This window comes from Lentzea chajnantorensis, assembly GCF_054300775.1.
The window spans coordinates 2,295,945-2,316,732 of sequence record NZ_JBSDZT010000002.1 but is presented as its reverse complement, the minus strand read 5'-3'; the positions used below and the strand labels follow the sequence as shown (position 1 = coordinate 2,316,732).

Sequence of the window (20,788 nt, the reverse complement as noted above, 5' to 3'; positions counted from 1 at the left end):
GACCAGTGAGGAGCGGTGGAGTGAAAGCGCAAGTGGTGTTGTTCGACGGTTTCGACCCGTTGGACGCGATCGGCCCGTACGAGACGCTGAACGCCGGCGGGGTGGACGTCGAGCTGGTGTCCGCGGAAGGTCCGCGCGAGGTGCCGAGCGGCCTGCGCCCGTCCCTCGCGGCGACCGCCCGGCTGGACCCGGAGGACACCGATCTCGTCGTCGTCCCCGGTGCAGCGGCCGGCACCGAGGACGAGATCCTCGCGTTGCTGGGCAAGGCCGCCGCGACGTTGAGAGCACCGCTCCAGCGGGCCCTCGACCGCGAGGGCCTGACGGTGGCCACCGTGTGCGGCGGTTCGCTGGTGCTCGCGATGGCCGGTCTGATCACCGGCCGCACCGCCACGACCAACCACCTCGGCCTGCACGCGCTGGAGTCGATGGGCGTGCACGCGGTCCGCACCCGCCTCGTCGACGACGGCGACCTGGTCACCGCCGCCGGCGTCACCTCGGGCGTCGACCTCGGCCTCTACCTGGTCGAACGCGAGATCGGCGCGCGCAAGGCCGTCGAGCTGGAGACCCTCTTCGCCCACGAGCGCCGCGGCACGGTGTGGAGCGCGGCATGAGCAAGCTCTTCCTCTCGCTGCACGTCCTCGCGGCCATCGTCGCGATCGGCCCGGTCACCGTGGCCGCCAGCATGTTCCCCAGGGCCGTCACCACGAGTGGCAACGCCGCGCTGCTGCACCGGATCTGCCGCGTCTACGCGCTGGTCGGCATCTCGGTGCCGGCCCTCGGGTTCGCGACGGCGGGCGTGATGGGCGTGACCGGCCACCCCTGGGTGGTCGTGTCGATCGCGCTCACCACCGCCGCCGCGTTCGTGCTGGCGCTGAAGGTGATCCCCGGTCAGGAACAGGCGCTCCGGACCGGGGACGCCGAGCACCTGGCCATGTACACCGGGATCTTCAACCTGCTGTGGGCGACCGTCACCGTGCTCATGGTCCTGCGCCCCGGTTCCACCACCGGCGCCTAGCGCGACGCCACCGGCCGCACCACGATCTCGTTGACGTCGACGGAGTCGGGCTGCGCGACGGCGTAGGCGATGGCCTCACCGATCGCCGACGGGGGCAGCGCGCCCGCCCGGTAGTCCTGCATCAGGTCCGCCGCGTACTGCTCGGTGATGGTGTCCGCGAGCTCGGACTCGGTGACACCGGGCGAGATCACGGTGACCCGCAGGTCGTCGCGCTCCTGCCGCAGCCCCTCGGACAACGCCCACACCGCGTGCTTCGTCGCGCAGTACACGGCGGCGGTCGGCATGACCATGTGCGCGCCGATCGAGGCCACGTTCACGACGTGACCGCCGCCGGCGAACCGGGGCAGCACGGCCGCGATGCCGTTCAGCACACCCTTGACGTTCACGTCGACCATGCGGTCCCACTCGTCGACCTTCAGGGAGTCCATGAGCGACAACGGCATCACGCCCGCGTTGTTCACGAGGACGTCGACCCGCCCGTACCGCTCGACCGCCGCGTCCACGAAGGACTGGAACGACTCCCGCGAGGTCACGTCCAGCTCCCGGTAGCCGCCACCGGTCTCCTCGGCCAGCGCGGCCAGCCGGTCGACCCGCCGGGCACCGAGGAACACCCGGTGCCCGGCCTTGGCCAGGACGCGGGCCGTCGCCTCGCCGATGCCGCTGGACGCTCCACTGATCACCACAACTTTGCTCATGGCCACCACGATCGGCTGGAGGAGCCGAGCCGGCCAGGACACCGTCTCCCCAGGAGTGCCACACCCAGGCAACAGCTCCAGGCCCGCACTAACCTCGCAGACGTGCTCGGTGAGTTCCTGAAAGCCCATCGCGCCCGCGTCAACCCGGAGGACGCGGGCCTGCCCTCGCACACCCAGCGCAAGGTCAAGGGCCTGCGCCGCGAGGAGGTCGCGGTGCTCGCCGGGGTGAGCGCCGACTACTACGCCCGGCTCGAACAGGGCCGTGAGACCAACCCCTCGGCGCAGGTCCTCGACGCCCTGAGCCGTGCGCTGCGGCTCGACCCGGACGCCCGTTCCCACCTGCACCGCCTGGCCGGTGTCGTCGCGGACGAGGGGCACTCGACCGACAAGGTCAGCCCCGAGCTGCGGCAGCTCATCAGCGGCATGCACGACATGCCGGCGTTCGTGATGAGCTCTACCTCGACATCCTCGCGACGAACGCCCTGGCCGACGCCCTGTACGAGCCGTTCACGCCCGCCGACAACCTGGCCAGGATGGCGTTCCTCGACCCGGCCGCCCCGAGCTTCTACCCGCGCTGGAACTGGGTCGCGCAGAGCACGGTCGGCAACCTGCGGCTGACGGCGGACCCGAAGTCCGCGCGGCTGGCGCGGATGGTCGCGGCGCTGCGCCGCAACCCGGTGTTCGAGGAGCTCTGGGAGCACCACGAGGTGCGCGGGAAGACCCAGGACGCCAAGGACTTCGTGCACCCGGCGGTCGGTCCGCTCCGGCTGACCTACCACTCGTTCGACGTCCGCGAGGCCCCCGGCCAGTTCCTCGTGATCTACCAGGCGGAACCGGGCCCGAACGCGGACGCGCTGAGGCTGCTCGCGACTAGGGCGTGTCCTGCGGATCTTTCTCATGATCGTGTGCAGATGATGGTGTGTGGTCGGACGTGGTGAGCTGACGGACAAGGCCTGGGCGGAGACCGCGCCGTTGCTGCCCGCGCAGAGCGGGCAGCGCGGTGGCCGGTGGCGCAGCCACCGGCAGGTGATCAACGCGATCCTGTGGAAGGAACGCACCGGCGCGCCCTGGCGTGACCTGCCCGAACGCTACGGGCCCTGGAAGACAGCGCATGAGCGGCTGCGCAAGTGGACCGCGGACGGCACATGGGACCGGATCCTCGAGCACGTGATCGTCAAAGACGACTCACTCGGGACACTCGAGGACAACGTCGCGTTCGTGGTCAGCGTCGACTCCACGAGTATCCGGGCCCACCAGCACGCCGCGGGTGCCCGGAAAAAGGGGGCTGCGCGGACTGGATCGAGGCCCTCGCCATCGACGGCGAATGCCTCGGACGCTCCCGCGGAGGGCTGACGACCAAGCTCCACCTGGCCGTCGACGCGACCGGCCTGCCTTTGGCGGTGATCCTCACCCCCGGTCAGGCCGGCGACAACCCGCAACTGCTGCCACTACTCGACGACATCTGCGATATCGACGTCGACGGCCAGCGGGTGCGGGTCGGGCGCGTGATCGCCGACAAGGCCTACACCCACCCGAGCACCCGCACCGCGTTACGACAACGACGAATCAAGGCCACGATTCCCGAGCGCACAGACCAGATCGCTCGCCGCAAAGCGAAGGGCTCGGCCGGTGGCAGGCCACCGGCCTTCGACGCCGACATCTACAAGCTGCGCAACGTGGTCGAGCGCTGCTTCAACCGCCTCAAGCAGTTCCGCGGCTTGGCCACCAGGTTCGCGAAACGAGCCGCCTACCACCGCGCCGAGATCGTCCTCGCCTGCATTGTCCTTCACCTCAGGTGAAGATCCGCAGGACAGGCCCTAGTCGGGCCACACGGGCTGCCGCTTCTCCAGGAACGACGCCCGCCCCTCCGTGGCCGACGGGGACTGCGACGTCTCGGCCATGACCGCCAGCGCGATCTCGTAGGCGTCGGCCTCCGGCCGGTCCAGCTGCGCGTAGACGGTCCGCTTGCCCACGGCCTTCGACGCGCGGCTGCCCCGCGTCGCGCGCGCCAGCAGGTCGTCGACCTCGGCGTCCAGCGCGTCGGCCGGCACCGCGCGGTTGACCAGGCCCCACTCCGCGGCGGTGGCCGCGTCCACCACGTCGCCGGTGAGCACCAGCTCCATCAACCGCTTGCGCCCGATCGACCGCGCCACCGGCACCGCGGGCGTGTGGCAGAACCAGCCGGCCTTGCCGCCGGGCAGCGAGAACCCGGCCGTGTCCGCCGCGACCGCGAGGTCGCACGACGCCACCAGCTGGCACCCGGCCGCGGTCGCCAGTCCCTGCACGCGTGCGATCACCACCTGCGGCACGGCCTGGATGGTCTTCATCAGCACCGTGCACAGCTCCAGCAGCAGCCGCACGCCCTCTTCGTCACGCGCGTGCACGTCCGCGAAGTCGTGACCCGCCGAGAACACCGGCCCCTCGGCCGCCAGCACGATCCCGGCCGCGTCGGACGCACCGGCCTCGCGGAACGCCTCCAGCAGCTCGGTCAGGTGCTCGGCGGACAGCGCGTTGCGCTTGGCCGCGCGGTTCATCGTGATCCGGACTACCGACCCATCGCGCGCAACGTCGACCATCCAGCGAATCTAAGGCCCTAGGCCAGCGAGTGCACCTCGCGGATCACGGTGACGATCTCGTCCATGATCTCGGTCAGCTCGTAGTCCTTCGGCGTGAACACCCGTGCCACGCCGCGCTCGTGCAGCTTGGCCGCGTCGTCGGGCGGGATGATGCCGCCGACGATCACCGGGATGTCCCCGGCACCGGCCGCGCGCAGCCCGTCGACCACCGCGGGCACGACCTCCAGGTGCGACCCGGACAGGATCGACAGGCCCACGACGTGCACGTCCTCCTGCACCGCGGCCGCCACGATCTGCGCAGGCGTCAGGCGGATGCCCTGGTAGACGACCTCGAAGCCGACGTCGCGGGCGCGCACGGCGACCTGCTCGGCACCGTTGGAGTGCCCGTCGAGACCCGGCTTGCCGACCAGCATGCGCAGCCGTTCGCCGACCTCCTCGCCGGTCGACCGCACCCGGTCGCGCACCCGTGCGATCTCCGAGCCCGCCTCACCGGAGGCGGAGGCGGCGGAGACACCCGTGGGCGCCCGGTACTCGCCGAACGTCTCGCGCAGCGCCTGCGACCACTCTCCGGTCGTCACCCCGGCGCGCGCACAGGCCAGCGTCACCTCGACGAGGTTCCGGTCGGTCTTCGCCGCTTCGCGCAACGCGTCCAGCGCCGCCTCGACCGCGGTGTTGTCACGGGAAGCACGCCACTGCCGGACCGCCTCGACGGCGTGCATCTCGACGACCGGGTCGATGGTCTCGATGGCGTTCGCGCCCTCGGCCTGAAGCGGCGACGGCTCGGTCGTGTCGAACCTGTTGACGCCGACGACGACCTCCTCGCCGGACTCGACGCGCCGGCGCCGGTCGGCGAGCGACGACACGAGCTGCGACTTCATGTAGCCGGACTCGACGGCCGCGACGGCACCGCCCATCGCCTGCACGCGGTCGATCTCCTCGCGCGCACCGGCGAGGATCTCGTCCACCTTCGCCTCGATGACGGGCGAGCCGTCGAAGATGTCCTCGTACTCCAGCAGGTCCGTCTCGTAGGCGAGGACCTGCTGCATGCGCAACGCCCACTGCTGGTCCCACGGCCGCGGCAGGCCCAAGGCCTCGTTCCACGCCGGCAGCTGGATCGCGCGGGCGCGGGCGTTGCGGGACAACGACACCGCGAGCATCTCCAGCACGATGCGCTGGACGTTGTTCTCCGGCTGCGCCTCGGTGAGCCCGAGCGAGTTGACCTGCACGCCGTAGCGGAACCGGCGGTGCTTGGGGTTCTGCACGCCGTAGCGCTCCAGCGTGATCTCGTCCCAGAGCTGGGCGAACGCGCGCATCTTGCACATCTCCTCGATGAACCGCACACCGGCGTTCACGAAGAAGGAGATGCGGGCGACGACGTCACCGAACTTCTCCTGCGGCACCTGACCGGAGTCGCGCACGGAGTCGAGGACCGCGATCGCCGTGCACATCGCGTACGCGACCTCCTGCGCCGGCGTCGCGCCGACCTCCTGGAGGTGGTAGCTGCAGATGTTGATCGGGTTCCACCTGGGCACGTTGGAGACGGTCCACGCGACCATGTCGGTGATCAGCCGCAGCGACGGTCCCGGCGGGAACACGTACGTGCCGCGGGACAGGTACTCCTTGATGATGTCGTTCTGCGTCGTGCCGGCCAGCGCGGCCGGGTCCGCGCCCTGCTCCTCGGCCACGGTGACGTAGAGCGCGAGCAGCCACATGGCCGTCGCGTTGATCGTCATCGACGTGTTGGCGCCGCCGAGCGGGATCTGGTCGAAGAGCTGCCGCATGTCGCCGATGTGGCTGACGGGCACGCCGACCTTGCCGACCTCGCCCTTCGCGAGCTCGTCGTCGGGGTCGTAGCCGGTCTGCGTGGGCAGGTCGAACGCGACCGACAGGCCGGTCTGCCCCTTCGCGAGGTTCCGCCGGTAGAGGGCGTTGGACGCCGCGGCCGAGGAGTGACCCGCGTACGTGCGCATCACCCAGGGGCGGTCGCGTTCACGGTCAGCTGGGTACGGCACAGCACCTCCCACAACGTCGTTGTCCGGAGCGTACTGGCCGGTAACCAGAGCTGCGCGTGCGCTTGCTCACTGAATCGTGACCAAAAAGAGCATGATGGAGGGGTGACGGGGATCTACCAGACCGTGGTCGTCTTCGCGGCGCTCGGCCTGCTCGCGGTGCTGCTGCGCTACTTCGTGGGCAACGACAGGCGGCCGGTGCCGGACCTGGACGGCACCGACTTCGGGTTGCTCAGCGAGGTCGCCGTCGTGCCCACCGAGGAGGCCGCGAAGGTGCTCGTGCAGAAGCTCCGGCGCAACGGCGTGAAGGCCACGCGCTCGCGGAACGCGCCCTACCGGGTCATGGTGTGGCCCGCGGACGTCGCGAACGCGCGGCTCGTCCTGAAGTCGTGACCGGCGGTCAGCCGCTGACCCGCTCCACGTCGGCGCCGAGCTTGCGCAGGTTCTCCACGAACCCGGGGTAGCCGCGCTCGATGTGGAAGATCTCGTAGACCTCGGTGGCGCCGTCCGCGCACAGACCGGCCAGCACCAGCCCCGCACCGGCCCGGATGTCGGAGGCCCACACCGGCGCGCTGGACAGCTTCTCGACCCCGCGGATGACCGCGTGGTGCCCGTCGGTGCGCGCGTCGGCGCCGAGCCGGATCATCTCGTCGATGAACCGGAACCGCGCCTCGAACAGGTTCTCCGTGATCATCGACGTGCCCTCGGACACCGCCGACAACGCGATGGCGAACGGCTGGTTGTCCGTGGCGAAGCCGGGGTAGGGCAGCGTCACGAAGTCGACCGCCTTCGGCCGCCCCTCCATGACCACCCGGAAGCCCTCGTCCTCGCCCTCGTAGACGGTCACCTCGGCGCCCGCCATCCGCAGCTTCTCCAGCACCAGGTCCAGGTGGTGCGGGTTCACGCCGCGCACCCGCACGTCACCGCGCGTCATGGCGGCGGCGAACCCCCACGTGGCACCGACGATCCGGTCGCCGATGACGCGGTGCTCGGTCGGCTTGAGCTCGGACACCCCGTGCACGGTCAGCGTGGACGTGCCGGCGCCCTCGATCTTCGCGCCCATCTGCGTGAGCATCAGGCAGAGGTCGACGATCTCCGGCTCGCGCGCGGCGTTGTCGATGACCGTGGTGCCGTTCGCGAGCACCGCCGCCATCAGGATGTTCTCGGTGGCCCCCATGCTGGGGAAGTCGAGCCAGATCTGCGCGCCGTGCAGCCCCTCGGCCTCGGCGACGATGCAGCCGTGCTCGATCCACGTCGTGGCGCCGAGCTTCTCCAGCCCGCTCTGGTGCATGTCGAGCGGCCGCGACCCGATCGCGTCCCCGCCCGGCAGCGCCACGACGGCGCGCTTGCACCGGCCGACGAGCGGCCCGAGCACGCAGATGCTGGCGCGCAGCTTTCCCATCGCCTCGGAGTCGGCGTGGTAGCTGAGCTCGGACGGCGTGGTGATCCTCGCCACGTCACCTTCGAGCTCGACCTCGCACCCGAGGCTGCGCAGCGCGTCCGCCATCAGCGGTACGTCCAGGATGTCCGGGCAGTTGGTGAGGGTTGTGGTCCCCTCGGCCAGCAGGGCAGCCGCCATCAGCTTCAGGACGCTGTTCTTGGCGCCGACGACCTCGACCTCGCCGACCAGACGCGCGCCGCCGTGTACCCGGAAATGCTCGCTCACGCGGCAATCCTACGTACGGCCTTACAGTGCCCGTTATGGCGGTGCATCTCACCAAGATCTACACGCGCGTGGGCGACGACGGCACGACCGGTCTCGGCGACTTCTCGCGCGTTCCCAAGACCTCCCCCCGCATCGAGGCCTACGCCGACGTGGACGAGACGAACGCGGCCCTCGGCGTGGCCCTGGCGCTGGGTCAGCTGGCCCCCGACGTGCACGAGGTCGTGCGCAAGGTGCAGAACGACCTCTTCGACGTCGGAGCGGACCTGTGCACGCCGATCGTGCCTGACCCGCAGTACCCGCCGCTGCGGGTCACCCAGGCGTACGTGGACCGCCTGGAGGGCTACTGCGACACGTTCAACGAGAACCTGGGCAAGCTCGACTCGTTCATCCTCAACGGCGGCACCCCCGGCGCGGCCCTGCTGCACCAGGCGCGCACCATCGCCCGTCGCGCGGAACGCCGGGCGTGGGCGCTGGTCGAGGCCGAGCGGGAGCAGACCAACGTGCTGACGGCGAAGTACCTGAACCGGCTGTCGGACCTGCTGTTCATCCTGGCGCGGGTGGCGAACCCGGACGGTGACGTGCTCTGGCAGCCCGGCGGCAACGCCTGATCGAGAAACACGAGAAGGGCGCCTCCCGTTGCGGGAGGCGCCCTTCTCACGTTCGTCAACTGGCCCAGGGAATGGACCGGCCCGGAGGCGCTGACTCCAACCAGGACAGGAATCCTGTCAGCGCGTCCGGGCCCATCGCGATCTCGACCTCACCGGCGGCGGACCGGCACCGCAGCACCGTCGCCCCCACCGGCATCGCGTACGCCTCGGGGCCCGTGGGCTCCCGCCGCGCCTCGATCTCGAGGCCGTCTCTGGAGATCATCTGGTCGGGGCCTGACCCGAGCGAGAGCACCCGGAACCAGGCGAACTTGTCGCCCCGGTAGTGCCCCACTCCCAGGTGCCAGCCCCGGCCACGGTCGTCGAACCGGCTGCGCAGGGCGACGTGCACACCGCCCTCGCGCAGCAGCCGGACCCGGCGCCACGCGAGGCACACGATGACGACGGCCACCCCGAGAAGGATCAACCCGGCAATCTCGGTGATCCCCACGACTGAGCCCTCGCGCCCGGTCTCAGGCCGACTGTTCCACGGCCCGCACGCGCGCTGCCGCACGTGCGCGCTCGGCATCGTCCGCGTCCTGCAGCGCCGACCGCGCCGCGTTCACGTCGATCTCGCCCGCGAGCTCGGCGTCCTCGGCGAGGATCGACACGCCGGTGCCGGTCACGGACAGGAAGCCCCCGTGCACGGCGGCGGTGACCAGTGCACCGTCCGTCGTGCGGATCCGCACCACACCACCCTCGACCAGCTGACCGAGAACGGGCTCGTGACCGGGCAGGATGCCGATCTCGCCCTCGGTCGTCTGCGCCGAAACGGAAGTGGCCGTACCGGACCACAGGCGGCGTTCAACGGCGACCAGTTCAACGGTCATCTCGGCCACGCGCATCTCCCTCGTCGTCTGGAGTCGAACTGAGTCTAAACGGTCGCCTGACAGCCTCGCCGGGCCGCCCGGTGTAGCGGGGTCCGAGGACCGCCGCAGAGCCGCACAGGTGCCACCCGGTGCGAGCGCGAGTTGTTGTGCCTGCACGGAATCCAGCACCCGCACCACCGCGGCACCGGCGGCGAGATCCGCGCCGGCATCACCGCACGCCGGGCACGACCGCTTCCGCCCGCACCCCGACGGCGGCCACCCCGGCCGCCCCCAGCGCCGCGACCACGGCGAACACGTAGAACCCCCACGGGTGCGCCAGACCGGCCGTCAGCAGCGCCCCACCGAGCAGCGGCCCGCTGATCGCCCCGAGCCGCCCGATGCCCGCGGCCCACCCGATGCCGGTGGCCCGGTTCTCCTCGTAGACCCGCCCCGCGTAGGCGTACACGAGCACCTGCGCGCTGAACACGAAGCACCCGGCCAGCAACACGGCCACGTACACGCCGATCCCCGGCAACCTGATGCTCAGCAACGCCAGGAACACCACGGCCCCGGCGAACCAGCCGATCGCCGCCGGCCGGACACCGACCCTGTCCGCGACCGCGCCCGCGATCAGAAGTCCCACCACCGCACCGATGTTGAGCGTCAGCAGCAACGCGAGCGCGGTCCCCAGCTCGTAGCCCGCACTGCGCATGATCTGCGGCAGCCACGTGTTCAGCCCGTAGACCAGCAGCAGCCCCATGAACGACGCCACCCAGAACGCCACGGTCGCCTTGCGCAACCCCGGCTTGAACAACGACCCGACCGCCTCACCGGCCGGAGCCTTCCGCACCACCGTCTCCGGCAGGTACCGGAGCATCAGCGGGATCAGCACCAGCGCCGGCACCGCACCGGCGACGAACAGCGCCTGCCACCCGAGCCGCGGGATGAGCAGGATGCCCAGCAACGCCGTGATGACCGCACCCACGTGGTACCCGGTCATGATGAGCGTGGTGGCCCGTCCGCCCTGCTGCGGCCGTGCCTCGTTCACCAGCGCGATGGCCGTGGGCAGACACCCGCCGAGCCCCAGCCCGGCGAGGAAGCGGAAGACGCCGAACGTGGTGGCGTCCTGCGCCAGCGCGCAGGCCAGGGTGAACACGGAGAACCCGGCGACGGCGTAGATCATCACCTTCCGCCGCCCGATGACGTCGGTGACGGTCCCGATGACGAGCGCGCCGAACATCATCCCGACGAGACCGGCCGTGGACACCGCACTGGCCGACGCCGTCGTGAGCACCTGCTCCTGCAACAGGGTCGGGATCACCGTGCCGAGCACGACGAGGTCAAAGCCGTCGAGCAGGACCGCCGTCCAGCACAACGGCAACACCCATTTGTTCACGCGCTCTCTCCTCGCTGAGGGGCCCTGGTGATGCCGAGCATCGTGCGGCCCGGGACCCGCAGGCGGGAGAGCTGTTTCCGGTGAACGGAAATGTCATGTCGTCCGAAAAGGCGAAGGGCCGTCCCTCCACAAAGGAGGAACGGCCCTTCGTCACGTCAGCCTGCCTCAGTTGCCGGCGAGCTTCTTCGCGTTGGCCTCAACGTCGTCCAACCCGCCACAGGAGAAGAACGCCTGCTCCGGGTAGTGGTCGAACTCGCCCTTGCACACGCGGTCGAACGCCTCGATCGTGTCCTTGATCGGCACGAAGGAGCCGGGCTGACCGGTGAACTTCTCGGCCACGATGAAGTTCTGGCCGAGGAAGCGCTCGAGACGACGCGCGCGACCGACGAGGACCTTGTCCTCCTCGGAGAGCTCGTCCATGCCGAGGATGGCGATGATGTCCTGCAGCTCCTTGTACTTCTGCAGGATTCGCTTCACCTCCTGGGCGACCCGGTAGTGCTCCTCGCCGACGATCGACGGCTCGAGGATTCGAGACGACGACGACAGCGGGTCGACGGCCGGGTAGATGCCCTTCTGGGAGATCGGACGGGAAAGCTCCGTCGTCGCGTCCAGGTGGGCGAAGGTGGTCGCCGGGGCGGGGTCGGTGTAGTCGTCCGCGGGCACGTAGATGGCCTGCAGCGAGGTGATCGACTTACCGCGCGTCGAGGTGATGCGCTCCTGGAGCTCACCCATCTCGTCGGCCAGCGTCGGCTGGTAACCCACGGCGGAAGGCATGCGGCCCAGCAGGGTCGACACCTCGGAACCGGCCTGGGTGAAGCGGAAGATGTTGTCGATGAAGAGCAGCACGTCCTGGTTCTGCACGTCGCGGAAGTACTCCGCCATCGTGAGAGCGGACAGCGCGACGCGCATGCGCGTGCCGGGCGGCTCGTCCATCTGACCGAACACCAGGGCGGTGTCGCCGAGAACGCCCATCTCCTCCATCTCGAGGAGGAGGTCGGTGCCCTCACGGGTGCGCTCACCGACGCCGGCGAACACCGACGTGCCGGAGAACTCACGCGCGATACGCGTGATCATCTCCTGGATGAGCACGGTCTTGCCGACACCCGCGCCGCCGAACAGGCCGATCTTGCCACCCTTGACGTACGGGGTGAGCAGGTCGATGACCTTGATGCCGGTCTCGAGGATCTCGGTCTTGCCCTCGAGCTGGTCGAAGGCGGGCGCCTTGCGGTGGATGCCCCACTGCTCGCCGTCGCGGCCGAGGCCGGGCTGGTCGAGGCAGTCACCGAGGGCGTTGAAGACGTGGCCCTTGACGACGTCGCCGACGGGCACCGAGATCGCGGCACCGGTGTCGGTCACGGTCGTACCGCGGACGAGACCGTCGGTCGGCTGCATCGAGATGCAGCGGACCAGGTTGTCGCCGAGGTGCTGCGCAACCTCGAGGGTCAGCGTCTTGGCGACCGCCTCGAAGGTGATCTCGGCGTGGCAGGCGTTGAACAGCTCGGGCACGGCGTCGCGCGGGAACTCCACGTCGACGACCGCACCGATCACCCGGACCACACGGCCGGTGCGGGTGGTGGTGGCAGTAACACTCATGTCAGTCATCACTTCCTGCGCCACCGGTAAGCGCGGAGGCGCCACCGACGATCTCGCTGATCTCCTGGGTGATCTGGGCCTGACGGGCCGAGTTCGCCGCCCGGCTGAGGTTCCGGACGAGCTCCGTCGCGTTGTCCGTCGCGGCCTTCATGGCCGTGCGGCGTGCCGCAGACTCCGATGCCGCCGCTTCCAGCAAGGCGGAGAACAGCCGGGTCTTCACGTACTTGGGCAGCATCGCACCGAGCAGCGCTTCCGCACTGGGCTCGAAGTCGTACACCGCACGCGGCCCCTTGGGGGTCTCGCCGGTGTACTCGACGTCCATCGGCGCGATCCGCCTGGCGGTGGGCGTCTGGCTCAGCATGGACTTGAACTCGGTGTACACGACGTGAATCTCGTCCACGCCCTGCGCACCGTTCTCCGTGCCCTCCAGGAACGCCTCCACCAGCGCGTTGCCCGCCTCGACGGCGTTGACGTAGTGCGGAGTCTGGGAGAACCCGCTCCACGAGGCGGTGACCTCGCGGCGGCGGAAGTTGTAGTACCCGATCGCCTTGCGGCCGGTCGCGTACAGCACCGGCTCCTTGCCCTCGGACTTGAGCAGCTCGATCAGCTGCTCAGCGGCCTTCAGCACGTTGGCGTTGTAGCCACCGCACATGCCCTTGTCGCTGGTGACGACGAGGACGGCAGCGCGCTTCGGGTTCTTGCGTTCCGTCAGCAGCGGGTGGTCGAGGTTCGCCGAGGCCTCGGCCAACGCGGAGAGCACGTTCGTGATCTCGTCCGCGTAGGGGCGCGAGGCCGCGACCCTGGTCTGCGCCTTGGCGAGGCGAGACGTGGCGATCAGCTCGTAGGCCTTCGTGATCTTCTTGGTCGAGTTGACCGTTCGGATCCGCTGGCGGAGCTCCCGAATCTGTGCGCCCATGGCTCAGATCACTTCTTGGTCGGCTCGGGCTTGTTGACCTTCACCGACTCCTGCGCGACCTTGTCGGCGTCCATGGCCTTCTCGGGCGCCTCGTTGACGATGGTCGTGCCGTCGGAAGCGGTGAACTGCTTCTTGAACTCCGCCACGGCGTCGGCAACGCGCTTCTGCGAGTCCTCGGGGAACTTCTTGGTCTCGATGATGCTGCTGAGCAGGTCCGCGTGGTTGCGGCGCAGCGAGTCCTTGAAGTCCGCGACGAAGCGGCGGATGTCGGCGACGGGCACGTCGTCCAGGTGGCCCTTGGTCGCGGCGAAGATCTCGACGACCTGCTCCTCGACGGGGACCGGGGAGTACTGGCCCTGCTTGAGCAGCTCGACCAGACGGGCACCGCGGTCCAGCTGGGCGCGCGACGCGGCGTCGAGGTCGGACGCGAACGCGGAGAAGGCCTCCAGCTCGCGGAACTGCGACAGGTCGAGGCGCAGCGAGCCCGCGACGTCCTTCATCGCCTTGATCTGCGCGGCACCACCGACGCGGGAGACGGAGATACCCACGTTGACGGCCGGGCGGACACCGGCGTTGAACAGGTCGGACTCGAGGAAGCACTGACCGTCGGTGATCGAGATGACGTTGGTCGGGATGTACGCCGACACGTCGTTCGCCTTGGTCTCGATGATCGGGAGACCCGTCATCGAGCCGCCACCGAGCTCGTCCGAGAGCTTCGCGCAACGCTCGAGGAGGCGCGAGTGCAAGTAGAAGACGTCGCCGGGGTAGGCCTCGCGGCCCGGCGGGCGGCGCAGCAGCAGCGAGATGGCGCGGTACGCCTCGGCCTGCTTGGTCAGGTCGTCGAAGATGATCAGGACGTGCTTGCCCTGGTACATCCAGTGCTGGCCGATGGAGGAACCGGTGTACGGCGCCAGCCACTTGAAGCCGGCCGAGTCAGAAGCGGGGGCGGCGACGATCGTCGTGTACTCGAGTGCGCCCGCCTCCTCCAGCGCGGTCTTGACGCCCGCGATGGTGGAGCCCTTCTGGCCGATGGCGACGTACACGCAGCGGACCTGCTGCTTGGGGTCGCCCGACTCCCAGGCCTTCTTCTGGTTGATGATCGTGTCGATGCAGACCGCGGTCTTGCCGGTCTTGCGGTCACCGATGATCAGCTGGCGCTGGCCGCGGCCGATCGGGGTCATCGCGTCGATGGCCTTGATGCCGGTCTGCATCGGCTCGGACACCGGCTGGCGCTCCAGCACGGAGGCCGCCTGCAGCTCCAGGGCGCGGGTGTCGTCGGCGACGATGTCACCGAGGCCGTCGATCGGCTGGCCCAGCGGGTTGACGACGCGACCGAGGAAGCCGTCGCCGACCGGCACGGACAGGACCTTGCCCGTCCGGCGGACCTCCTGGCCCTCTTCGATCTTGTCGAAGTCACCGAGGATGACCGCACCGATGTTGCGGACCTCGAGGTTCAGTGCGACGCCGAGGACGCCGCCGGGGAACTCGAGCAGCTCGTTGGTCATCGTGCCCGGAAGGCCCTCGACGATGGCGATGCCGTCGTAGGTCTCGGAGACGACACCAACCTCTTCCCGGCTGACCTCCGGGGAGTAGCTCGAGACGTACTTCTCGATCGCACTGCGGATCTCGTCCGACGAGATCGTCAGCTCCGCCATGTCGTTCCTGCTCTCACTTCTTCGTTCTTGGGAAAGGGCTCAGGGGCTAGCTGGCGAGATTGCGGCGCAGTGCCGCCAACCGGCCGGCGACGCTTCCGTCGATGACCTCGTCGCCGATCTTGATCTGGAGACCGCCGCCCAGCGAGGGGTCGACCTCCACGTGCAGCGCGATCGGGCGCGAGTAGATCGTGGTCAGCGTCGCGGTCAAGCGGTCGACCTGTGCCGCGGTCAGCTCCACGGCGGACCGCACGTGGGCCACGGAACGCTGACGGCGCTTGGCCGCCAGGTCGGCGAGCTCGGCGAGCCCGTCCGCCACGCGCACCCCGCGCGGGTTGCGGACCAGCTGGTCCACCAGCGTCTTGGTGACGGAGCCGACCTTGCCCTCGATCAGGGAGCCGACCAGTGCGACCTTGGTGTCGGCGGTACCCGCGGGGTCCGCCAGCAGGAGCTCGAGCTCGTGCGAACCCGCCACGATGCGGCCGAGCCGGAACAGCTCGTCCTCCACCGAGTCGAGCTGGCCGTCACCCTCCGCACGCACGAGCAGTGCGGTGCGGGCGAGCGACTCGACGCCCTCGACGAGCTCGCGCGGGCTGGACCAGCGCGCGGTCACGACGGCGGCGAGCACCTGCAGCGTCCCGTCGCCCACCTTGCCCGCGAACAGGCCGCGGACGAACTGCTCACGGCCACCGGGCTCGGACGAGGCGTCGGCGAGCGCGCGGCGCAACGCCGGCTGCTCGACCAGCAGGCCGAGCACGGCGAAGAGCTCCTCGCCCAGCTTGGCCTGCTCCTGGGAGGACGCAGCGTCGGCGAGCTCCAGCAGCCGCAGTTCCGCGGCTGCCAGAGCTTCACGACTTGCGGCATGCAACGTCATCGGCTGCCTCTACTTGCCCGCGGGCGCCGCGACGGCGTCCAGCTCGTTGAGGAAGCGGTCGACGGTGCCGCGGCGGCGGGTCTCGTCCTCGAGGGACTCGCCCACGACCTTGCTCGCCAGCTCGACGGCGGTGCGGCCGAGGTCGGCGCGCAGCTCGGCGACGATCTGGGCGCGCTGCGCGTCCAGCTGGTGCTGGCCCTGCGCCACGATGCGGGCGGACTCGGCCTGCGCCTGCTCACGCAGCTCCTCGACGATCTGCAGGCCCTCGGCCCTGGCGTCGTCGCGGATGCGAGCGGCCTCGGCGCGAGCCTCGGCCAGCTGCTCCTTGTACTGCTCGAGCATCTGCTGAGCCTTGGCCTGCGCCTGCTCCGCCTTCTCGATGCCACCCTCGATCTTGGCCGTCCGCTCCGCGTACAGCGCCTCGAAGCGCGGCGACACGAACTTCTTGATGACGAAGAGGAGGAGCAGGAAGGCGACGAGCCCGAGGATGATCTCCGCGGTGTGCGGAAGGACCGGGTTGACCTTCGCAGGGTCCTCCGCGGCCAAGATCAAAGCGTGGAACACGGCGTCTCCTAACGCGTCGAAGGGTTAGGTCAGGCGCCGGCGGTCGCGATGAAGTACACGACGAAGCCGATCAGCGCGAGGACCTCGACGATGGCGAAGGTGGTCCACGCGAGGCTGAGCAGCACGCCGCGGGCCTCGGGCTGGCGGGCGGTGCCGCTGATGACCGAGGAGAAGATCAGACCGACGCCGATGCCGGGGCCGATGGCGGCGAGGCCGTAACCGATGGCCGCAAGACCCGGGTTGATGTTGACGGCGTCCTGGGCGATCTGGAGAGCGCTCACTGTTGCTGTTCCCTTTCCAACTCGGTCCGCGAGTGTTCGCGGATCGGAGGCTTTGTGCTGTTTCTCAGTGCTCTTCTGCCAGCGCCATGCCGATGTAGCTGGCAGACAGCAGCGCGAAGATGTAGGCCTGCAGGCACATGATCAGTGCCTCCAGGAAGGTCAGCGCGATGGCGAAGGCGAAGGACACCGGCGCCACGATGACGGTCAGCCCGCCATTGAGCAGCAGGAACTCACCGGCCAGGGTGAACACCAGCAGCAGGAGGTGACCCGCGAACATGGCCGCGAAAACTCGGATCGCCAGCGTGAGCGGGTTCAGGATGAACTTCTGGAAGAACTCGATCGGGATCAGCAGCGGCAGCACGAACCACGGCGCGCCCGGCGGAATCGTCTGGTGCTTCAAGTAACCCACGAAGCCGTGCCGCTTGAACCCGACGAAGTGGTACACCGGGTAAACGACGAGCAACGAAACGGCGAGCGGGAAACCGATGTGCGACATCGTCGGGAACTGGATGATCGGGATGAGCCCGAACAGGTTGTTCACCAGGACGAAGGTGAAGATCGTGAGGATCAGCGGGATGAAGGGCTTGAAGTCCTTCGCGCCGATCTGCTCCCTGGCGATGTTGTTGCGCCCGAAGTCGTAAACCGACTCGGCGGCGAACTGGAACTTGCCGGGAACGAGCTTCATGTTGCGCGTCGCGGCGACGAAGAACACGCCGATGATCACGATCGACAGCACCAGCAGGACCATCGGCTTCGTGACCGAGCCGAAGATCGGCGGGAGGAAGAAGTCCTTCACACCGGGAGCGACGAACTCGCCCCCCGAAGCCAGCAACTTGGTCACTGTGTTCCTTCCGGTTCTCCCGGCCGGCGTTCACTCCGCCGGGGGAATCGTCACGATCTGGACTTAACGTACCTTACGGTTCGCAAGCGACTACCAGAGGCACCCCTGCGATCGGGTGTCCCTGGCCTGCGCGGACCATATCAGCAGGTCTAGGCGCCTTCGGAGGCGGGGACCACCATCTGGCTGCGGCTGCGCTTGGACGCCCTGGCCTCCAGGTACGACGTCACCAGGACCGTCGCCACCAGGGTGATTCCGAGTGCCTTGGGTTCGAGCCAGTCCTGGTTGCGCAGCAGGATGACCGCGAGCAGCAGCACCATCAGCTTGCCCGTGAATCCGCCGAGTGCGGCGACCATCACGAACATCGGATCGAGCGCGGCGGTCTTGCGCATCAACAACAACGTCGCGAGGCTCGAGAGGATGGCGATCGCGCCGCCGATCAACGACCCGTGGAGACCCGCGGTCCCCCAGATCACAGTTGACACGACGACGCCGAGGAGAAAGGTGCCGAGCGCGGCCCAGGCGGCCGCGCGGAACATTTCCCCGGCGAGCCGCTGGACGACCAGCTCGTGCGTGACGGCCTTGTCCGCGTCGCTCATGTCCCGAAGTGTAGGAACCCGCTTTTCAGCACGTGCAGGCAGCCCCCTCGACAATCCCTCAGGACTTGCGGGCCTCGCGCAGCCGGGGAATGACGGAGACCACGAACGTCACGACCAGCCCGATGACGAAGCAGGTCGCCACGATGACCGGGTCGAAGAGCGTCAAAGCTACGGCCCCAAACGCGAGCACGCCCGCCCACAAATAGATGAGCAGCACCGCGCGCCGTTGTGAGTGGCCGATCTCCAGCAACCGGTGGTGCAGGTGCATCTTGTCCGGGGAGAACGGGCTCTCGCCCCGTCGCGTGCGCCGGATGATGGCCATCAGCAGGTCGAGCACCGGCACGAACAGCACGGCCGCGACGACGATCAGCGGCGACAGCAGACCGAGCAGGTCGGCGGCGCTGCGGGTGGACGGGTTGATCTTGCCGGAGGCGCTGGTGGTCGCGGCGGCGAGCATGAGGCCGATGAGCATCGAGCCGGAGTCGCCCATGAAGATGCGCGCGGGGTTGAAGTTGTGCGGCAGGAATCCCAGGCACGCCCCTGCCAGCACGGCGGCGATCAGCGCCGGCGGGTAGGCCTCCACGGCCCCTTCGCGCTCGACGAGGATGCCGACCGAGAACACGCACGTGGCGGCGGCCGCGATGAGCCCGATGCCGGCGGCGAGCCCGTCCAGGCCGTCGACGAAGTTCATCGCGTTGATCATCGTGACGGTGAGCAGCACGGTGAGCAGCGCGCCCTGGTTCTGGTCCAGCGACACCGTGGCCCCGAGCCCCGGCACCCACGCGAGCATCCACTGCAGGCCGAAGAGCACGAGGATGCCCGCGGCCGTGACCTGACCGGCGAGCTTGGTCAGCGAGTCGAGCTCGAACCGGTCGTCGATCGCACCCACGAGCACGATGACACCACCCGCGACGATGACACCCCACGGGTCGTTGGAGAAGTCGAACGCCGCCCGCAGCACCGGCAGCTGGTGCGCAAGGAACATGCCACCGAGCACACCGCCGTAGATGGCGACGCCACCCATGCGCGGCATCGGCTGCACGTGCACATCGCGCTTACGCGGATACGCCACCGCACCAACCCGGAACGCAAGCGCGCGCACCAGGCCGACGAGCAAGAACGTCACGATGGCAGCCGTCAACGCAACGAGCAGGTACTCGCGCACCGGCAATACGAACGAGGATGCGGGCCCCACGGGCCTACCAATCAGGTCGGGGTCTTCTTCGGGGGTCTTCTTCGGGGTGGCCGCCACGGTACCCGCGGCGCCATGATCAATTCTGTCAGCCGCCGCTCAGCGCGCGACTTCGACCTCGACGCCGAGCACCTCGTCGACGTCGGCCTTCGAGACCGCGCCCTCGCGCAGGATCACCGCGTCGGGCCCCGTGAGGTCGATGATGGTGGAGGCGATGTTCTCCCCGCTCAACCCGCCGTCGAGGAAGACCGGCACCGAGTCCCCGAACTGGTCCCGCGCCTCCTGCGCACTGGACGCCGGCGCGTACCCGGACTTGTTGGCACTGGACACCGCCATCGGCCCGACGTCCCGCAACAGCTCCAGCGCCACCGGGTGCAACGGCATCCGCAACATGACCGTCCCCCGCGCCTGCCCCAGGTCCCACGCCAAGCTCGGCGCGTGCGGCAACACGATGCTCAGCCCACCCGGCCAGAACGCCTCGATGAGCGCCCGCGCCTGCCGCGGCACGCTCAGCACCAGCCCGTCGATCGTCGTCCACGACCCGACCAGCACCGGCACCGGCATGTCCGGCCCCCGCCCCTTGGCCTGCAAGAGCCCCCGGACCGCCTCCGCGTCGAAGGCGTCACACCCGATCCCGTAGACGGTGTCGGTCGGCATGACGACCAGCCGCCCACTCCGCACCGCGCCGGCGGCAGCGGCAAGCCCCGCCGCGCGGTTGTCAGGTTCGCTGCAGTCGTAGACCGTGCTCACCCGGCTGAGCCTAGCCAGGTGAGCCACCCCGCCGCCGGACCCCCTCCACCGACCACTGACCGTGGCACCGCGCATTTCTCGCTTTATGCCACCGAAGCTGCGCTGCTGTTCTCACTTGAAGCACTCATACCGGCTTTGACCAGGCACGGTTTTGCCCCAAACGGGTGTAAGTAGTTCAACTCATCCACCGAATGGTGGCACCGCTGTATGGTCATTGACCGACCACAGAGCGCAATCGGGGAGGGTCGGCTTCTGTGTCCGAAGAAGCAACATTCACACGAGGCACCAGCATCACGGACCACGCCGCGAGCGGCTCGTGGAACGCCATCCTGGGGGGCGGCCTCAGCGCGATCGTCGACGCAGGCCGGGCTGTCGCGATCGCGGTGGAGACCCAACAGCTCTCCGTCGACCCGGACCTGGTCGACAGCATGATCAAGAAGTTGACGGCCATGCAGGACACGCTCGGCGAACTGCAGCAGAGCGCCCTGGACCTCAGTGCGGACACCAAGCTCGGCGGCGGCTACGCCGAAGCGATCAGCCAGGGGAACAGGACCTTCGGCACCGAGGCCCAGAAGACGCTCAAAGACGTCTACAAGGCGATCGACGACCTGAAGACGCAGATCGACAAGAGCCGCGCGTCCTACCAAGGCGTCGACCAGGCACACGCGGACGCACTCAAGAAACTCGACGGGAAGTCATGAAGCGCATTCTCATCGCGA

General features: G+C 69.1%; 25 protein-coding genes and 1 pseudogene. 9 read left to right on the top strand and 17 right to left on the bottom strand.

Annotated elements, in window-relative coordinates; genetic code table 11:
• The first annotated feature begins 20 nt into the window (after nt 1–20).
• Both ACVDFE_RS12235 and ACVDFE_RS12230 read left to right on the top strand, forming a co-directional pair.
• Nucleotides 21–611, top strand: coding sequence for a DJ-1/PfpI family protein (locus tag ACVDFE_RS12235; protein ID WP_458430495.1), 591 nt, complete (start codon nt 21–23; stop codon nt 609–611).
• Nucleotides 608–1,015: a hypothetical protein gene (locus tag ACVDFE_RS12230; protein ID WP_360395563.1), complete on the top strand. Its 408-nt coding sequence runs from the start codon at nt 608–610 to the stop codon at nt 1,013–1,015. Before ACVDFE_RS12235 ends, ACVDFE_RS12230 begins: the two co-directional genes overlap by 4 nt.
• On the opposite strand, the gene ACVDFE_RS12225 is transcribed toward ACVDFE_RS12230, so the two are convergent.
• Nucleotides 1,012–1,710, bottom strand: coding sequence for an SDR family oxidoreductase (locus ACVDFE_RS12225; protein ID WP_458430494.1), 699 nt, complete (start codon nt 1,708–1,710; stop codon nt 1,012–1,014). The two genes, ACVDFE_RS12230 and ACVDFE_RS12225, sit on opposite strands and share 4 nt — an antisense overlap.
• On the opposite strand from ACVDFE_RS12225, the pseudogene ACVDFE_RS12220 reads away from it, so the two are divergent.
• The 3 genes and pseudogenes from ACVDFE_RS12220 to ACVDFE_RS12210 all read left to right on the top strand — a co-directional run.
• Nucleotides 1,630–1,992: pseudogene (locus ACVDFE_RS12220) on the top strand (helix-turn-helix domain-containing protein); the annotation flags it as partial. The gene ACVDFE_RS12225 and the pseudogene ACVDFE_RS12220 overlap by 81 nt on opposite strands.
• A gap of 182 nt (nt 1,993–2,174) precedes the next feature.
• Complete coding sequence (locus tag ACVDFE_RS12215) at nt 2,175–2,648, top strand: MmyB family transcriptional regulator (protein ID WP_458434320.1); 474 nt, start codon at nt 2,175–2,177, stop codon at nt 2,646–2,648.
• Nucleotides 2,632–3,509 (top strand): IS5 family transposase gene (locus ACVDFE_RS12210; RefSeq protein WP_458430493.1). Its coding sequence is split into 2 segments (ribosomal slippage): nt 2,632–3,018 and nt 3,021–3,509, totalling 876 coding nucleotides; the frame shifts between segments, so codons are not numbered across the junction. The genes ACVDFE_RS12215 and ACVDFE_RS12210 overlap by 17 nt, the downstream gene beginning before the upstream one ends.
• An 18-nt stretch (nt 3,510–3,527) precedes the next feature.
• Here ACVDFE_RS12210 and ACVDFE_RS12205 read toward each other — a convergent pair.
• On the bottom strand, nt 3,528–4,286 hold the full coding sequence (locus ACVDFE_RS12205) for an enoyl-CoA hydratase-related protein (protein WP_360395557.1): 759 nt from the start codon (nt 4,284–4,286) through the stop codon (nt 3,528–3,530).
• Nucleotides 4,287–4,303: 17 nt separating this feature from the next.
• Nucleotides 4,304–6,298, bottom strand: a complete 1,995-nt coding sequence (locus ACVDFE_RS12200; RefSeq protein ID WP_360395555.1) for a protein meaA — start codon at nt 6,296–6,298, stop codon at nt 4,304–4,306.
• 102 nt (nt 6,299–6,400) lie between these two features.
• Between ACVDFE_RS12200 and ACVDFE_RS12195 the strand changes: the two genes are divergently transcribed.
• Entirely contained in the window at nt 6,401–6,688 is a 288-nt protein-coding gene (locus tag ACVDFE_RS12195) for a hypothetical protein (protein WP_360395553.1), read from the top strand.
• Between the two features lie 7 nt (nt 6,689–6,695).
• On the opposite strand, the gene murA is transcribed toward ACVDFE_RS12195, so the two are convergent.
• Complete coding sequence (murA, locus tag ACVDFE_RS12190) at nt 6,696–7,961, bottom strand: UDP-N-acetylglucosamine 1-carboxyvinyltransferase (protein WP_360395552.1); 1,266 nt, start codon at nt 7,959–7,961, stop codon at nt 6,696–6,698.
• 35 nt (nt 7,962–7,996) lie between these two features.
• Between murA and ACVDFE_RS12185 the strand changes: the two genes are divergently transcribed.
• Nucleotides 7,997–8,569 carry a cob(I)yrinic acid a,c-diamide adenosyltransferase gene (locus ACVDFE_RS12185; RefSeq protein WP_458430492.1) on the top strand — a complete coding sequence of 191 codons (573 nt, stop codon included), beginning with the start codon at nt 7,997–7,999 and terminating at the stop codon, nt 8,567–8,569.
• A 55-nt stretch (nt 8,570–8,624) separates the two neighbouring features.
• Here the strand turns inward: ACVDFE_RS12185 and ACVDFE_RS12180 are convergent, their stop codons facing one another.
• From ACVDFE_RS12180 to atpB, 10 genes are all read right to left on the bottom strand, one after another.
• A complete protein-coding gene (locus ACVDFE_RS12180) occupies nt 8,625–9,017 on the bottom strand; it encodes a DUF2550 domain-containing protein (RefSeq protein ID WP_458430491.1) in 393 nt (130 codons plus the stop codon).
• Nucleotides 9,018–9,078: 61 nt separating this feature from the next.
• Nucleotides 9,079–9,444, bottom strand: coding sequence for a F0F1 ATP synthase subunit epsilon (locus tag ACVDFE_RS12175; protein WP_360395547.1), 366 nt, complete (start codon nt 9,442–9,444; stop codon nt 9,079–9,081).
• A gap of 199 nt (nt 9,445–9,643) precedes the next feature.
• Nucleotides 9,644–10,810, bottom strand: a complete 1,167-nt coding sequence (locus ACVDFE_RS12170; RefSeq protein WP_458430490.1) for an MFS transporter — start codon at nt 10,808–10,810, stop codon at nt 9,644–9,646.
• 165 nt (nt 10,811–10,975) lie between these two features.
• Nucleotides 10,976–12,412: a F0F1 ATP synthase subunit beta gene (gene atpD / locus ACVDFE_RS12165; RefSeq protein WP_090095970.1), complete on the bottom strand. Its 1,437-nt coding sequence runs from the start codon at nt 12,410–12,412 to the stop codon at nt 10,976–10,978.
• Entirely contained in the window at nt 12,405–13,319 is a 915-nt protein-coding gene (locus tag ACVDFE_RS12160) for a F0F1 ATP synthase subunit gamma (RefSeq protein WP_360395542.1), read from the bottom strand. Before ACVDFE_RS12160 ends, atpD begins: the two co-directional genes overlap by 8 nt.
• Nucleotides 13,320–13,327: 8 nt before the next feature.
• A complete protein-coding gene (gene atpA / locus ACVDFE_RS12155; protein ID WP_360395541.1) occupies nt 13,328–14,974 on the bottom strand; it encodes a F0F1 ATP synthase subunit alpha in 1,647 nt (548 codons plus the stop codon).
• Nucleotides 14,975–15,020: 46 nt separating this feature from the next.
• Complete coding sequence (locus ACVDFE_RS12150) at nt 15,021–15,845, bottom strand: F0F1 ATP synthase subunit delta (RefSeq protein ID WP_360395539.1); 825 nt, start codon at nt 15,843–15,845, stop codon at nt 15,021–15,023.
• 9 nt (nt 15,846–15,854) lie between these two features.
• Complete coding sequence (locus ACVDFE_RS12145; protein WP_360395675.1) at nt 15,855–16,397, bottom strand: F0F1 ATP synthase subunit B; 543 nt, start codon at nt 16,395–16,397, stop codon at nt 15,855–15,857.
• Nucleotides 16,398–16,438: 41 nt separating this feature from the next.
• Nucleotides 16,439–16,690, bottom strand: coding sequence for an ATP synthase subunit c family protein (locus ACVDFE_RS12140; protein WP_360395537.1), 252 nt, complete (start codon nt 16,688–16,690; stop codon nt 16,439–16,441).
• Nucleotides 16,691–16,754: 64 nt separating this feature from the next.
• Complete coding sequence (gene atpB / locus ACVDFE_RS12135; RefSeq protein WP_458430489.1) at nt 16,755–17,414, bottom strand: F0F1 ATP synthase subunit A; 660 nt, start codon at nt 17,412–17,414, stop codon at nt 16,755–16,757.
• On the opposite strand from atpB, the gene ACVDFE_RS12130 reads away from it, so the two are divergent.
• Complete coding sequence (locus tag ACVDFE_RS12130) at nt 17,407–17,598, top strand: hypothetical protein (protein ID WP_237048290.1); 192 nt, start codon at nt 17,407–17,409, stop codon at nt 17,596–17,598. The two genes, atpB and ACVDFE_RS12130, sit on opposite strands and share 8 nt — an antisense overlap.
• An 82-nt stretch (nt 17,599–17,680) precedes the next feature.
• Here ACVDFE_RS12130 and ACVDFE_RS12125 read toward each other — a convergent pair whose 3' ends face one another.
• The 3 genes from ACVDFE_RS12125 to ACVDFE_RS12115 all read right to left on the bottom strand — a co-directional run bounded on the left by ACVDFE_RS12125 (nt 17,681) and on the right by ACVDFE_RS12115 (nt 20,069).
• Entirely contained in the window at nt 17,681–18,127 is a 447-nt protein-coding gene (locus ACVDFE_RS12125) for a hypothetical protein (RefSeq protein WP_458430488.1), read from the bottom strand.
• A gap of 58 nt (nt 18,128–18,185) precedes the next feature.
• Entirely contained in the window at nt 18,186–19,322 is a 1,137-nt protein-coding gene (locus ACVDFE_RS12120; RefSeq protein ID WP_360395531.1) for a glycosyltransferase family 4 protein, read from the bottom strand.
• Nucleotides 19,323–19,418: 96 nt separating this feature from the next.
• Nucleotides 19,419–20,069: an L-threonylcarbamoyladenylate synthase gene (locus ACVDFE_RS12115; RefSeq protein WP_360395529.1), complete on the bottom strand. Its 651-nt coding sequence runs from the start codon at nt 20,067–20,069 to the stop codon at nt 19,419–19,421.
• Nucleotides 20,070–20,323: 254 nt separating this feature from the next.
• On the opposite strand from ACVDFE_RS12115, the gene ACVDFE_RS12110 reads away from it, so the two are divergent.
• A complete protein-coding gene (locus tag ACVDFE_RS12110) occupies nt 20,324–20,770 on the top strand; it encodes a hypothetical protein (RefSeq protein WP_458430487.1) in 447 nt (148 codons plus the stop codon).
• Nucleotides 20,771–20,788: the final 18 nt, after the last annotated feature.

Excerpts from the sequence above, each read along its gene's own strand:
- ACVDFE_RS12230 (WP_360395563.1), top strand. The coding sequence starts at position 608 with ATGAGCAAGCTCTTCCTCTCGCTGCACGTCCTCGCGGCCATCGTCGCG.
- ACVDFE_RS12225 (WP_458430494.1), bottom strand. The coding sequence starts at position 1,710 with ATGAGCAAAGTTGTGGTGATCAGTGGAGCGTCCAGCGGCATCGGCGAG.
- ACVDFE_RS12205 (WP_360395557.1), bottom strand. The coding sequence starts at position 4,286 with ATGGTCGACGTTGCGCGCGATGGGTCGGTAGTCCGGATCACGATGAAC.
- ACVDFE_RS12185 (WP_458430492.1), top strand. The coding sequence starts at position 7,997 with ATGGCGGTGCATCTCACCAAGATCTACACGCGCGTGGGCGACGACGGC.
- atpD (WP_090095970.1), bottom strand. The coding sequence starts at position 12,412 with ATGACTGACATGAGTGTTACTGCCACCACCACCCGCACCGGCCGTGTG.
- ACVDFE_RS12160 (WP_360395542.1), bottom strand. The coding sequence starts at position 13,319 with ATGGGCGCACAGATTCGGGAGCTCCGCCAGCGGATCCGAACGGTCAAC.
- atpA (WP_360395541.1), bottom strand. The coding sequence starts at position 14,974 with ATGGCGGAGCTGACGATCTCGTCGGACGAGATCCGCAGTGCGATCGAG.
- ACVDFE_RS12150 (WP_360395539.1), bottom strand. The coding sequence starts at position 15,845 with ATGACGTTGCATGCCGCAAGTCGTGAAGCTCTGGCAGCCGCGGAACTG.
- ACVDFE_RS12130 (WP_237048290.1), top strand. The coding sequence starts at position 17,407 with ATGATCACGATCGACAGCACCAGCAGGACCATCGGCTTCGTGACCGAG.
- ACVDFE_RS12125 (WP_458430488.1), bottom strand. The coding sequence starts at position 18,127 with ATGAGCGACGCGGACAAGGCCGTCACGCACGAGCTGGTCGTCCAGCGG.